Annotated in this window: 11 protein-coding genes and 2 pseudogenes; 7 read left to right on the plus strand and 6 right to left on the minus strand. The window is 61.4% G+C overall.

The annotated features are described in order from the left end of the window. Positions 1-98: 98 nt before the first annotated feature. Positions 99-956: an SGNH/GDSL hydrolase family protein gene (locus MSTE_RS09755; protein WP_096500806.1), complete on the minus strand. Its 858-nt coding sequence runs from the start codon at positions 954-956 to the stop codon at positions 99-101. Positions 957-1,382: 426 nt separating this feature from the next. Between MSTE_RS09755 and MSTE_RS09760 the strand changes: the two are divergent. Further along, positions 1,383-2,380: pseudogene (locus MSTE_RS09760) on the plus strand (IS481 family transposase). A gap of 446 nt (positions 2,381-2,826) precedes the next feature. Here the strand turns inward: MSTE_RS09760 and MSTE_RS09765 are convergent. Further along, positions 2,827-3,972 (minus strand): tyrosine-type recombinase/integrase, encoded by a 1,146-nt coding sequence (locus MSTE_RS09765; protein WP_096500808.1) that lies wholly within the window; start codon positions 3,970-3,972, stop codon positions 2,827-2,829. Between the two features lie 18 nt (positions 3,973-3,990). Continuing rightward, on the minus strand, positions 3,991-4,287 hold the full coding sequence (locus MSTE_RS09770; protein ID WP_096500810.1) for a helix-turn-helix domain-containing protein: 297 nt from the start codon (positions 4,285-4,287) through the stop codon (positions 3,991-3,993). Positions 4,288-4,501: 214 nt separating this feature from the next. Between MSTE_RS09770 and MSTE_RS09775 the strand changes: the two genes are divergently transcribed. The 4 genes from MSTE_RS09775 to MSTE_RS09790 all read left to right on the plus strand — a co-directional run bounded on the left by MSTE_RS09775 (position 4,502) and on the right by MSTE_RS09790 (position 6,811). Then, positions 4,502-5,200, plus strand: coding sequence for a hypothetical protein (locus MSTE_RS09775; protein WP_157997672.1), 699 nt, complete (start codon positions 4,502-4,504; stop codon positions 5,198-5,200). A gap of 95 nt (positions 5,201-5,295) precedes the next feature. Then, complete coding sequence (locus MSTE_RS09780; RefSeq protein WP_231897035.1) at positions 5,296-5,613, plus strand: hypothetical protein; 318 nt, start codon at positions 5,296-5,298, stop codon at positions 5,611-5,613. 207 nt (positions 5,614-5,820) lie between these two features. Beyond that, complete coding sequence (locus MSTE_RS09785) at positions 5,821-6,375, plus strand: recombinase family protein (protein WP_096500814.1); 555 nt, start codon at positions 5,821-5,823, stop codon at positions 6,373-6,375. Between the two features lie 88 nt (positions 6,376-6,463). Next, on the plus strand, positions 6,464-6,811 hold the full coding sequence (locus MSTE_RS09790) for a hypothetical protein (protein ID WP_096500816.1): 348 nt from the start codon (positions 6,464-6,466) through the stop codon (positions 6,809-6,811). 62 nt (positions 6,812-6,873) lie between these two features. Here the strand turns inward: MSTE_RS09790 and MSTE_RS09795 are convergent, their stop codons facing one another. From MSTE_RS09795 to MSTE_RS09805, 3 genes are all read right to left on the minus strand, one after another. Further along, a complete protein-coding gene (locus MSTE_RS09795) occupies positions 6,874-7,362 on the minus strand; it encodes an HD domain-containing protein (RefSeq protein ID WP_096505677.1) in 489 nt (162 codons plus the stop codon). A 261-nt stretch (positions 7,363-7,623) separates the two neighbouring features. Next, entirely contained in the window at positions 7,624-9,753 is a 2,130-nt protein-coding gene (locus MSTE_RS09800) for an ATP nucleotide 3'-pyrophosphokinase (protein WP_096500818.1), read from the minus strand. A gap of 3 nt (positions 9,754-9,756) precedes the next feature. Continuing rightward, positions 9,757-10,071 carry a WXG100 family type VII secretion target gene (locus MSTE_RS09805; protein WP_096500820.1) on the minus strand — a complete coding sequence of 105 codons (315 nt, stop codon included), beginning with the start codon at positions 10,069-10,071 and terminating at the stop codon, positions 9,757-9,759. A 233-nt stretch (positions 10,072-10,304) separates the two neighbouring features. Between MSTE_RS09805 and MSTE_RS25310 the strand changes: the two are divergent. After that, positions 10,305-11,759 (plus strand): annotated as a pseudogene (locus tag MSTE_RS25310) (YIP1 family protein); the annotation flags it as partial. Positions 11,760-11,828: 69 nt separating this feature from the next. After that, positions 11,829-13,006, plus strand: a protein-coding gene (locus MSTE_RS09815) for an IS3 family transposase (RefSeq protein ID WP_408645809.1) whose coding sequence is annotated in 2 segments (ribosomal slippage) — positions 11,829-12,095 and positions 12,098-13,006 — 1,176 coding nt in all. Because the reading frame shifts where the segments join, the coding sequence is not laid out codon by codon here. Positions 13,007-13,012 lie beyond the last annotated feature (6 nt).

Here is a 13,012-nt window from a genome sequence, read left to right on the forward strand (position 1 = left end):
CAATGTCCTTGGGCCGCTACTTGGATCACTCCGGGATGTGGTTCCGGACGGGCCGCTATCCCGGCGCTGGTCTTCAGGTGCGCTGCCGTCATGGGCACCTAAGGGCCTGAGATTCCTGCTGAACGTGTGGCCATTGTGATGCGTTCAGCGACGTACTGGCGTCCGGGTGCGTTGGGGTGCATGGGAATTCCTTCATCGCCGGCGCTGGTACCCGTCATCGAGACATAGCGTTGGAAGTCGGCCGCACACACACTGTGGTCGCTGCTGGTTGCCGGGATGACCGAGGTGAAACTTGCCTTGGCGGATTCGGCCTCGATCGTGACGTTCAGCTGGCGCTGTAGGCCATTGAGGAAGGTGATGGTCTCTTGGGTGTTGATGAGTCCGACCAGGCAACCCTTGGCGTCCGGAGGCAGGATCGGCAGGTAGCCGACGGTGAATACGCGCGCGTTCGGCGCCGCCTGGCGTATTGCCGCATACGCGCCGTTCAGTTCGGAGCCCACCGAGGACACGTTGGCAGCGAACTGTGCCTTCTTCTCCGGCGGGCAGCTCAATGCGAACAGGCAGTCGGTGGGGATCTGCTCGAAGCCGGCGTCGTTGCCGCCAGTGGACACGATCGCGAGCTTGGTGGCGGGGGACAGACCCGTGTTCTGCGGTCCCCGAGCCGACGGTGTGTAGACGTCGGTGGAGAGTGCCCCCACGCAGGAGTAGTCGGCAAAGGTCATGTGCGGGAACGAGGAGGCCGCCAGATACGCCACGTTGTCGGTTGCCTGGTGGCACGCGGTGCCGAGTGGCCCGGTGATTCCGGCGGCGTTGGAACCCGCGGCCATGAATGAATCGCCGATTGCGACCAGTTGGGCACCTGCGGCGGGCTCGGCCGAGGCGATCGACGGGCTGCTCACCAGGCCGGTCCCAGCGGCCACACCGAGCACTGTTGAGAGCGTCCTGGCTACAGGCATGCTTCCTTCCTTCTCCTCCCCGCCGATGCGATCGCATCGGCATCAGCGCAGGATGCGGACTCGCCGGCGCTGATCTGCAATGGGCTCGTACGGCAACGGAATTGTCAGGTAAGGTCAGCGACCTCCCATCGAGGGGCACAAGGCACGTGAGCGATCGTGTTCGCCACGCATATTCGTTGGTAAGCGTCTTGGCCGTCTGGGAGCCTCGAGCCCGTGCAGGGCACAGCCAATGACGAAGAGCGCGATTCGCCTTACTGGTCCAAGCTCCGGCACATTGGCGTCCATCATGGGTCAGGTGGAGCCACGGCTAGGTGTGATGTCCGGGGAGGTTGTCCTTCCAGTGAGCGGTGAGCCTGTGTGACGGGGAAGGCCTCCGGTTGTGGAGTTGAGCTATCTAGGAACCGCTTCGTCAACCAGGAGGCTTTCGTGTCCCACGCTGATGCTGCTCTGACTCCGCGTGCTCGGTTGAGGCTTGCGCGGCTCGTTGTCGAGTCCGGCTGGACCTATGCTGCTGCGGCCAAGATGTTCATGGTCGCGCCCCGCACCGCTAAGAAGTGGGCAGATCGGTTCCGCGTCGAAGGCGCAGACGGGATGGCCGATCGCAGCTCACGGCCGCACGTGAGCCCCAACAAGACCGCACCGGCGATGACGCGCCGAATCGTGAACCTGTGGTGGCGGCAGCGGTTGGGGCCGGTGCAGATCGGCGGCCGGCTCGGGATACCGGCGTCAACCGTGCACGCTGTGTTGACCAGATGCCGAATAAACCGGCTTTCGCGCATTGACCGCATCACCGGTGAACCGTTGCGCCGCTACTAACATGATCATCCCGGGTCGCTGATCCATGTCGATGTCACCAAATTCGCCAATATCCCCGACGGCGGCGGGCACAAGTTCCTCGGTCAACGACACGGCAAGATCAACTCTCGCGTGACCGCTCGGCGCACCGGTGAACGCTGCAAGAGCTATCACCCCAGGATCGGAACAGCGTTCGTGCGCACTGTCATTGACGACCACACTCGCGTTGCCTACGCCGAGATCTGCACCGACGAAAAGGCCGCGACCGCGATCGGCGTGCTGCAACGCGCGGTGGCATGGTTTTCCGAGCATGGCCTCACCGTGCAGCGAGTCCTGTCCGACAACGGGCCGGCCTACAGGTCGTACGCCTGGCGCGACGCGTGCACTGAGCTGCACATCGTTGCCAAGCGCACACGCCCGTACCGGCCGCAAACCAACGGCAAAATAGAACGATTCCACCGAACCCGGCCGATGGCTGGGCATACGCCCGCCTCTACCAATCCACCGAACAACGCAACATCGCGCTACCACACTGGCTGCACTTCTACAATCACCACAGAGCCCACTTCGCCATCGGGGGCCAACCACCGATCACCCGGCTAACCAACCTCCCCGGACATCACACCTAAGCGTCCGGAATATCGACGCGACGCACGCCACCGTCGACGGCGTCGGCCGCTTCGGGCTGACTGCCGCGGTGTGGCGAGCCGAGGCACCGGCCGGCCTGACTTGTGTCGTTAGACAGTGGGATCATTCAAGGCGCTCGACCCGAAGTGGCAGACGCCGATTGAGGAGTAAACGTTGGCCGAACGCTGCGACACCGGCCGCTATCGCTCCAGTCAACAGAGCCACGGCGTGTGCAGCGACCGTTGGTTGTGGGGGTCCATGTCGGAATATGGCCGATATCAGCAAACACAAAAATCCGAATAAATCTATTTCGAAGCAGATTTTGCAGATTACTAGGTAACTAAACTGTGTCCGAGGGGGGACTTGAACCCCTTCGGGGTGCAGATGGCGGGCTTGGAAACAGTATTTGAGCTGCTCAGATGCCTCAAGGCATCGGGCCGGTTCGGCTTCAATCGGGCACGTTTGTGCCCAAAATGTGCCCACGGGATGACCGCTTCGGCGCGGGCTTGGGCTTAGGGCCGTACTTGGTGTGGAGTTGATCCGCGAGTGCGTCCAGGTCGCTGTCGAATAGGTCCGAGTAGACGCGCAGGGTGACTGATGCGTCCTTGTGGCCGAGCATCCGCGCCAGCGCCAGCACGTTGCCGCCCGCCGAGACAGTCAAGCTGGCGCAGGTGTGTCGAAGGCTATGTGCAGTGGTCGTTGAGTCGATTCCCGCGCGAGTGACGGCACGTGCGAACCACCCACGCTTGGGGGAGTTGATGCCCCGGAACGTGCCTTCGGCGTTCGGGAACACGAGATCCTCGGACTGCTTGCCTTCGCATTGAGCGGAGAGCTTGTTCAGTACGAACTCGGGGACTGGAACGGACCGTGCTTCCTTGCCCTTGGTCTCTCCGATTTTTACCTCGGACCCCACCCACACAGCATTCCGATGAACCGATATGCGTCGGCGTAGGAACTCGATGTCCTTGACCCGCAAAGCGATAAGCTCGCCCCATCGCAGGCCGCAGAAAGCCAATATGTAGACGATGACCTGGTTGTCGGTGGTGTTGCACGCATCGGCAAGTGCATCTACATCCTCGGCGGTCAGGTAGACGTGCTTCTTGCCGCGCTTGGACGGCAGGTTGTCGGCGGCGCGGGCTGGGTTGGACACCAGGCGGCGTGACTTCACCGCATCATCGAGTATCCCGGCGAGGATGCTGTGCGCGCGAATGACGACGGTGGGGGACTTCTTCTTCGTTAATTCGGCAACCCAGTTCTCGACATCGAGAGGGTCTACCTGAGCGATTTTTACTGAGCCCCAGCGTGGTTCGACATGCGTCCGCCAGGCAATGTCCAGGGTTCGCGCCCAGGACGGAGAGATGTCGGCACCCTTGCGGGTGAGCCAGTCGGGACCGAGTTCACCAACCGTGATCAGTCCCAGAGACGGTGCCACGTACGCACCCGTCATCTTGTCCACCTCGACCGTAGCCGCGAATGCCTCGGCGGAGCGCTTGGTGCTGAACCCTCGCTTCTTGGTCTGCTTGCCGTTGGGGGCTCGATAGCGCACCATGTACCGCTTGCCGTCACTGACGGCGTAGCTCTCGATGGTTGCCATGTGCGGACAGTACCTCGGCTACGCGGAGTCGCGAGTCTCGACGGTGCCCTGATCGAGCCAGGAGTTCAGGTCTGTGTGCGAATAGCGGATGAGCCGTCCGACCTTGCGGAATCGCGGTCCCTCTTTCAGGTAGCCCAGGTCTGCGAGTTTCTGCGCGGTGACCTTGAGATAGTCGGCTGCCTCTTCGGGAGTGAGCCACTGGCGAGGAGCTTGGGCGAGGGCGGGACGCAGCTCATCGGCCACTTGGGCGGCTATCGCTTGGACCAGGGCAGCGTCGACTACCGCGAGGTGCGGCGCTGGTGCGTTCCTGGTCATTCATCTAGCGCACCATACTTTCCGATTTTCACCCCTCCAGATGACGCGTTCTAGAGAAATTTACCGGTGAAAGTTTCTGAATCCTGTTGTGTGAGAGTCGAACAGGGGGAGTGTTCGACTAATGCTAACTCCGACGCACCGTCGAACATGTAATGGCTGCATATCCTCGCGCGTTCCCTCCTGAGTTTTCGGGCAGAGGTTTACCCTGTGCATCGTGATGATTGGTCATTCCGTTCAGCTTGCGGTAGAGACGTTGGCTGTTGCCGTGCGACATGAGGGTGAACGCCGCAAGGTCTACGGAGAGGCGGCTATGCTTCACGCCTGCAACGCCGTTGATGGGACGGGACGCGAGAGGTTGGGTTCGGGCAACCGTGACAACGCCAAACGATTCACTCAGATGATTCGTGACGAGCTGGAAATCTTCGAGCACATCGGGATTCCTGGCATCGATCTGCGTGCAACTCGTTTTCCCTACAAGAACGTGAAGGCGCAAAGCTCTGATGGTCGGCCCGACATCGCAGATGTCCTCTATTACATGCATCGCTGCGCCCACGGACACGGTGACGAGGTGGAGCACGGGTTCGAGCTACAGCCTTGCGATGGTGGGGCGGGCAATCATTCGATGCGATTTATCCCTGATGCGGTGAGCCTGCCAGAATCAGCGATCCTCGGACTGGTCGCCATCGCAGTTCTAGCACCGGAAAACTCTGGACAACACGCTTGGGATGCATCTATCCCATGGGCGGGCGGAGCACTTGTCGTTAACGACTGGTGGGGGCGTCGCAGCGATTTTCTGGCTTTGGTCGAACAAGGTGGATACAACCATTACAAGCTCGACCTGACACCACCCGAGAACGTGAACGCGCCCCTGAGTGAGATTGTGAACGACATTTTGAAGCGGACTACGGGTTGACGCATCAGCTTGAGTGACCTCCCCGTCCTCACCGGCTCAGGGGACGTGCACCTTCCTCACTTTCCCTTGTCGGCCAACCGTTCTAGCGTCGGGGCATGTCCGAAATGCCGACCGTCCGAACACACCTCATGTTGCTGGCCGACCTGCTCGATGAACCACGCGCCCTCGTCGGCCCCGATGCCGAGATGTGTTCGGCTGCTGATCGGCCCGTCGAGTGGGCCGAGCTGACTACGGGGTGGTCTTGTGTCGTCGGCGCGGCCAGGACTATCCAGGCCCGTCATGCGGAGGACTCGCAGGATGACGTGCTGGTCATGTGCTGCGATGCCGCGCGGGAAGCCGCTGTCGGAGAGCTGCGCTGGGTGTGGGCACCGTTGGTGAACAAGTTCATTGAGGCGGTCGAGTCCGATGCTTGATTCGGAAGCCCCGTTGAGTCCCGTCGAACGGTTGGTCATCGCCTCCCTGTACGCGAGTCTCGCCGTGTCCCAGAATCGTTCGTCTTCGGGACAGCTCGACTCTGAAAGTCCGTGTTACGCCGACCTCAACATTTCCAGTCCCAGAACCTTGTCCCACAAGGGGATTCCCGTAATTCGGCCCGTGGAGGGTTTCAGGACGGACGAAGCATGCTGATCGGCTACGCGCGGGTGAGCACCGTCGAGCAGAACGTGGCGCTGCAACTCGACGCCCTCAACGCGGCCCACGTCGAGCAGGTGTTCACCGACGAGGGAGTCAGTGGTTCGGTGTCCTCGCGTCCTGAACTCGACCGCTGCCTGGTACACCTGCGGGCCGGTGACACTTTGGTGGTCTGGCGGCTCGACCGCCTAGCCAGATCGCTCAAGAACCTCTTGGAACTCGTGGAGTCCCTGTCCGCCAGAGGGATTCATCTCCGATCATTGACCGAATCCATCGACACCTCCTCGGCGTCGGGACGCCTGGTGCTGAGCGTCTTCGGTGCCCTGGCCGAGTTCGAGCGGTCACTCATCATTGAGCGCACTCAAGCTGGGCTGGCGGCGGCTCGGTCTCGGGGAGCCAAGATTGGTCGCCCGACAGCCATGTCGTCGGGACAGGTCGAGCAGGCCCGAACACTTGTCGGTGCTGGACATCGGGTGCCTGATGTCGCTCGGACATTGGGCGTTGGGAGAAGCACCTTGTACAGGGTGCTGGGAGAGACGAACTGAGCCCGATGATGCGGGTGCCAGGGTGTTCCGCGCGAGGGCGGCTCCGAGCCGAAGGCTTGGGGTCGTCCGAGTGGTGCGGGGGTGAGCCGTGGATGAGCTGATTTCCCGGATCGACGCGGTGCTCGATGAGAGTGACGACGAGAGCCTGGATGACTGGCAGTACTCGTGGTCAGACGCTATGCGCTGGCACCCGGGCGACGCCGGGACGTACGGAGTCGAGGAGGATCAGCCTGACGCTGAATTGGATGGCGGTTGGGATTGGAACCCCGATCCGCAGATTCATGTGATTCCTGCTGAGCAGGTGCCCGAGTGGACGGCCTGGCTTGCCACCTTGGCGGAAGCCGAGCGAGCCGAGATGCAGTGGTATGTGGTGTGTTTCCAGTGTGGGGTCGTTGGGGACCGGTCGGTGACGTGTGAGTGTGAAAATCTCCAGTGATGCAAGGCTTTCCGTCAGCCGGGTGGAGGTAACAGTGATTCAAAGGAGCCACTGATCGGCGGTCAGAGCTGGTTTGTCTGGGGTTTTTTGCCCAGTTGAGCCGCGAACGCTGGTTTTTCCAGGGATAGCAGTGCGCTGCGGTACTTCTCGGTGAGGCGTTCTCTTGTAGCTGGGTCGAGCCTTGCCAGTCTGTCCGTGCTGGCGTTGTCCGCGATGTCGGACAGTTTTACTGCAAGCGCAATTGGGTCGGAGCGGATTCGCCGATAGTAGTCCTCGGCGGGAATGTGCTTTTGACGGGTGAGTAGCCCGACTGCGGTGACGATCTCCTGCGGAAAGCCTTGCGCTGCTAGCTCATCGAGCGTGATCGTGGAGTCTTCAACTACATCGTGAAGGAACGCGGCAGCGATATATGTGGCTTCCTGAGGATCTACGGCGGCGGCAACGCGCCGAACATGACCTATGTAGGGCTGCCCGGCCTTGTCGGTCTGTCCGGCGTGTGCTTCCTCCGCCAGCTGCTCGGCTTTGTGTACTAGGTCCGGCCTAGCTGCCAGCACTGGCACGGTCCTGTTCAGTCCACTCGGCGCACCACCGATCAAGTATCGATTTGGCTGCGTCCTCGCTGATTTCGATGTGATCCACATCGTTGTGTCCGAGGTAGTAGCGACGCAGGTATTCCGAAGGGTGCCATTTCATGTCTCGTCCGAATGCCTCGTCGGTCGGAGGGTCAGTATGTGTGCGCCTCACGATCCCAGAGGGGGCATCCGGGGTGTGCCCGCCAGCTAGGCGTGCGTAGTAAGTAACTGGTGTGCCACTCATCTGTGTCCTCCATTCGGTGGCAGTGATATTTGCGAGCTGCCGCCTGGTCGTGGGACCGAATCAAATATCTGCTTCTGCTCCCGTTGGAGCTCGCTGATCCTCTGGGGGGCGGTATCAGGAAGGCGCTCCTGTTCGTACAGGGGGTGTGTTTGCATCTTGGCGTCGAAACTTGAGGGTGTGTGGAACTGCACCTCAAAAGTCTGCCCTGTGCTCGGGTCTCGCCAGAAGCTGTTGATTCCCTGATAGCCCGGCGTATCCCAGGTGTTCTTGAATTTGACGGGCTCGTAGCCGTCCGCAATCAGGCTATCAATGGCGCGTTGGGTGTTCGCGGTGTAGAGCTGCTCGGGCGACTGCATCGTGTAGCGCACGGAGTCCTTCATTCCCTCCAGGTGCTTGTCGAGGCTCATTTGAGGGTCTTCTAGCAACGAGCCGAAGAATTTCTGTTTGAACGAATCCTCGCCTTTGAGTCGGTGCTCTAAGCCTGTCAGTTCGCTGCCAGGAGTGTTGCCGACGATATCCCGTAGGGATTGGGTGATGTGAGGTTCAGCCTCTCGTGCCTGCTCAAGGAACTGATTAGCAGCAGCGTTGTGCTCAGGACTGAGCGAAGCACCCCCATTTGGGGATTGCCATCCGCCACCATCGTCTAGCGGGCCGTGATGGTCTCCGGCCGCTCCTCCGTGAGAGTCGTTGCCCCCACTTACCTGGTCTGCACCTGAACTCGCATGTGGGTGGTCAACGGGGGGTGGTGTGTGGTGACCTGGCGCGTCCCCGCCCGCATGTCCTGCGCCGCCTGGTATTTCGGGGTGGGGCGTGTGAGTGAGGTCTCCGACGAGGCCGCGTAGTCCAGCGGCGGCTTCACCTCCGACCGCTCCTGTGGCTGCTCCTGCTGCTCCTTGGACGAGTTTTTCTCCGAGGTAGCCTCCGGGGTTGTCAGCGATGCGGTGCGCTTCGTTGCCCAGCATTTCCAGGCGTTCCTGGGGCGTGGCGGTGGTGTAGTCGTAGAGTCCCTTGGCGGTGTCGGTCGCGAGGTTCTTCCAGGCTTCTGCGACCCCTGGCGCGCCTGGACCTGCTTGTCCGGTGAGTTCTTTGCCTTGTTGCAGCAAGGCGTCCCCGGCTTTGGACCCGCCGTCGCTGGCGTTGGCGAAAAACTTGTTCCACTGCTCCCCGAAATCCCTGCTGACATGCTCAGAGGGTGACGCGGACGGAACGTCGGCGGTGCGTACCAGGTGCGGGTTCTGTGCGCTTTCGACCGCCTTGTTGACTTGGGCCTCTATCTGGTCGGCGGGCACCCCTAGCTTGGTCAGCGTCTCGCGGGTCATCTGTTTGAACGCGGGCACATCCTGGGGCTTGAGGGCGGGTGCGAGTTTGGCGGGCGGCTCACGTCCGCTGGCGGTATCCCGCACACCGGGTATGGCCCCTACGCCGCCCAACTTGCTCGGGTCAACGTTCTTGTCGCCCACGGGTATGTCTTTGGGATAGACCTTCTTGTAGTCGATCGTGTCCCCGATCGGTGCGGCGGCGGGTTTGGTGGCTCCATCGGCTGTTTCGGCAGCCTGACCCCGTAGCGCCCCGAGGTAGCCGTCAGGTTTAGTGGTGGAATTCGGCGTCACCGGCATTGCCCCGGTGGCACCTGCGGGGCTGGTGGACGCGGGTGTGGTGGCTCCGTCCGTGGCGTGGATGGCGGCGGCGAGATCATCGTTGGCTTGTCCACCGGCAGCGCAGAGTTGTTTGAGGGTGTTGGCGATGTAGTCGCGGTCGGCTTTGTTGAAGTCCTTGGTCAACGGGGTCACTTCACCGGTGGCCTCGTTGATCGAGAACTTGCCTGCCGCTTCGTTTTCCAGCTTGTCGAGCAGCTGTTTGAGTCCCTCGAACTCATCACCAGCCAGATCCACCTTTTTCGCGGCGTTCTCGTAGGTGTCGGCGGCGTTGCCCGTGGCGGTGGCGAAAGTGCCGATTTCGTGGTCGGCGTTATCTGCGGCTACACCGGTCCAGGTGCCCTTGTGCGGTAGATCCGTTACCCCGGCTTTGGTGGCGCGCATGGACGCCGCTTTAGCGCGCAACCCTGTCGCAAGGTCACGAATCGACTGGACGCTGGTCTTTTTGAGTTCGGCGATAGACAACGACATCGATTAGGAGCCCCCGTGGGCGCGGGTGTTGAAAATCCTGATCTTCGACTCTTCGTCAGTGGTGGAGAACGCGTACCCGCACTGATCGAGCGCGTTCCGGAAATGGGTGAGTTCGTTGGTGATGTGCAGCGACTTGGCTTGCAGGTCAGTGGATTTTGATGCCAGGGCAGATGCGGCCGCACCCACCAAGCCGGAGCTGGCACCAGAAATTTTTGCGTCCGCAGCCTTATGGGCGTCTAGGTGGTTGTTCAGGTGCTTGTCCACGGCGTTCGCTGACAGATGCAGTTGTTCAGGAACAACGCTCAATGGCTCAGTCACTCGACACCCCCAACCAGCAGTTATCAGCTCAAGGCAAACCCTACAACGTGACGGTGGGGGACACCACTGCGTGGGGCGGAACGCTTTAGCGGGAGTGGTTGTGGGAGGTATCGGTTAGGTCTGTCGTGATTGAGGTGTCTGCTCGGTGTTTGCTCTGTGGGTGAGTGCCGGTTTGGGGCTCAGGTATCTTTGGGGTGTTAACTCAGGCATAGCATCGCGTCGGGAGGGGCCAGATGAGCAGGCTTGATGAGCGGACCAGGCAGTTCCCTGATGCCGGTAGAGCACAGAATCAAGATCCTGCTCGCCGGTTGACTGCGGTTGCCGCTGGCGTGGTTTTACTGGTGGCCGGGGTGGCGGGCTTGCACCACCTGGCGCGCGCGGGTGACGGCGTGGGTGAGCTGCTGGTGTGGGGTGGGCTGCTGCTGGGCTGGTTCACCGCTCTCGGGGGCGGTGTCAAACTCGCTGCTTGGGGTTTAAAACCCGTCACGACAGCGCTTTACGATACCGTCACGGCGAAGGTGTCTAAGCCTGCGCAAGCGGTGATTGCCGCGCTGGCAGTGCTTGCGGGCAGTGCAGGTTTGTGGTGGGTGCTGCGCGGCGGATACAGCCTGTGGTGGCAGCAGATGTCGGGGGAATCCGGCTGGACACTGGTGCTGGGCGTTGGGCAGATGCTTGTCGCAGTCTTATCGGGGGCCGCGCTATTCACCGGCGGTAACTACCTGGCGGGGCTGGCGCGTGAAGTCCTCACCGGTATCGGTAGCGATGAGGGCGTGCACCGCTTTCCGTCCGCTGCGAAAACGTCTACGAGTTCGGGGCAGTCGCATCCTGCTCTGTTGGCGGCGTTGCTAGGTGGTGGTGTGGCGCTGGTCGTGATGACGGCCTGGCTGGTGCCCGCCTTGTTGTCCACGATCGCGGGTTCCTCGGTGCTGCCCGCCGTTAGCGCTATCGCAGTGATGCTTACCTGGGCTGTTGGGGCGAATTTGGGGTGGTGGCACGGACTTACAGGGTTGTACCGGTGGGCCACAGTGGCGACCAACAAAGCCACTGCGGTCGCGGGTGTGGCGGCGATCCTGGCGTTCTCGGCGGGTGGATTGGGCTTGGGCTGGTTCACTCCCGAGACGGTGCCGTTGGCGCGGGCGGCATGCCCGCCCGATTGTGGCGGTGGGGGCGGTCTGGACGGGCCCCCTGGTGGTGGCCAGATGTTCCAACCACCTAGCCAGGGTGGTCCCCAGATGCCGGACTATCAGGGCGGTATCAATCAGCCGCCGCTGGACCAAAACGGTTCGGTGAGCATCTACAACACGCAGGCCCCGTCGATTTCGCAGAACGGCAGCAGCGGCTATCAGTCCTCGCAAGGACCGCAGCAGGGTTGGGATCAGCCCGCCCACGGGACACAAATGCCGAACTATCAGAGCGCGCCCGGATACACCCAAGGACCAGGCAAACCCAACCCCGATTGGGCGGGAAATCAGCCCGCGCAACAAGGTGGACAACCCAACACGGGAAACCAAGGCGCACAACCTAACCAGGGTGTACAGCAGCCGAGTCAGTCTGATTCGCAGCGTGTCGAGGATTTGACGCGGCAGCTACAGGACCAGCAACAGCAGAATCAAGGCAATCAGCAGCGCATTGACGAGTTGACCAAGCAGCTGCAGCAGCAGAAACAGCAGCAGAACAATAATCAGAAGGGTCTGGTGCACGGATAGGTGACAACTGAGATGGCTTGCCCTGTGGGGTGGGCCTGGAAGGATGTCGCTGTGCCGAAGCCGTTTCCTGCAGAGTTCCGTGCCGATGTGGTGCGAATTGCCCGTGATCGCGATGCTGGTGTGACGTTGGAGCAGGTCGCTGCTGATTTCGGTATTCACCCGATGACGCTGTCGAAATGGATACGCCAATCCGATGTCGATGAGGGGGTTCGCCCTGGTGTGACCGCCACTGAGTCCGCCGAGAACCGCGAACTCAAGAAGCGAGTCCGGTTGCTGGAGCAGGAAAATGAGGTGTTGCGGCGGGCGGCGGCCTATTTGTCGCAGGCCAACCTCAAGCTGGGTCAGTCCCCAAAATGATGTACCCGCTCGTTCGTGAGCTGGCCGCCGACGGTGTTCCCGTCACGGTGACGTGCCGGGTCCTCAAAATCGCTCGTCAGCCATTTTATCGCTGGTGTGCTGGCCCGGTCACTGGAACTGAGTGGGTGCAAGCGTCAGTGACGAACGCGGTCTATGACGCCCACCGTGATGACCCCGAGTTCGGCTACCGATTCCTCGCTGATGAAGTCCGGGCCGCGGGAATCGCTGTGTCTGACCGGACGGTGTGGAAACGCTGCCGCGAGAACCGCTGGTGGTCGGCATTCGGCAAGAAACGCAGCCGTGTCGGCAAGAAACCAGGCCCACCTGTTCACAACGATCTGGTATGCCGCAATTTCACCGCAACCACCCCAAACATGTTGTGGTTGACCGATATCACCGAACACCGGACCAGCGAAGGCAAGCTCTATCTGTGCGCGATCAAGGACGTGTTCTCCAACCGCATCGTCGGCTATTCCATCAGTAACCGCATGAAAGCTGCCCTAGCGGTGACCGCGCTCAACAATGCGGTGGCCCGCCGTGGCGATGTGAGTGGGTGCATCGTCCACAGCGACCGGGGCAGCCAATTTCGGTCCCGAAAATTCGTGCATACCCTCAACCGGCACAACATGATTGGCTCCATGGGCCGGATTGGCGCCGCCGGTGATAACGCCGCGATGGAGTCCTTCTTTTCCCTGCTGCAAAAGAACGTCCTGAATCGGCGCCGATGGAACACCCGCGACGAACTACGGACAGCGATCGTGACCTGGATCGAACGCACCTACCACCGCCGCCGACGCCAACCCGCCCTCGGCAAGTTGACCCCCATCGAATACGAGACCATCATGACCACACCGGCCAATCAGGCCGCCTAAAGACTG

It is taken from the genome of [Mycobacterium] stephanolepidis, assembly GCF_002356335.1.
GTDB classification, from domain to species: Bacteria; Actinomycetota; Actinomycetes; order Mycobacteriales; family Mycobacteriaceae; genus Mycobacterium; species Mycobacterium stephanolepidis.

Coding starts and splice junctions, on each gene's coding strand:
- MSTE_RS09755 (WP_096500806.1), bottom strand. CDS start 956: ATGCCTGTAGCCAGGACGCTCTCAACAGTGCTCGGTGTGGCCGCTGGG.
- MSTE_RS09765 (WP_096500808.1), bottom strand. CDS start 3,972: ATGGCAACCATCGAGAGCTACGCCGTCAGTGACGGCAAGCGGTACATG.
- MSTE_RS09770 (WP_096500810.1), bottom strand. CDS start 4,287: ATGACCAGGAACGCACCAGCGCCGCACCTCGCGGTAGTCGACGCTGCC.
- MSTE_RS09780 (WP_231897035.1), top strand. CDS start 5,296: ATGTCCGAAATGCCGACCGTCCGAACACACCTCATGTTGCTGGCCGAC.
- MSTE_RS09785 (WP_096500814.1), top strand. CDS start 5,821: ATGCTGATCGGCTACGCGCGGGTGAGCACCGTCGAGCAGAACGTGGCG.
- MSTE_RS09800 (WP_096500818.1), bottom strand. CDS start 9,753: ATGTCGTTGTCTATCGCCGAACTCAAAAAGACCAGCGTCCAGTCGATT.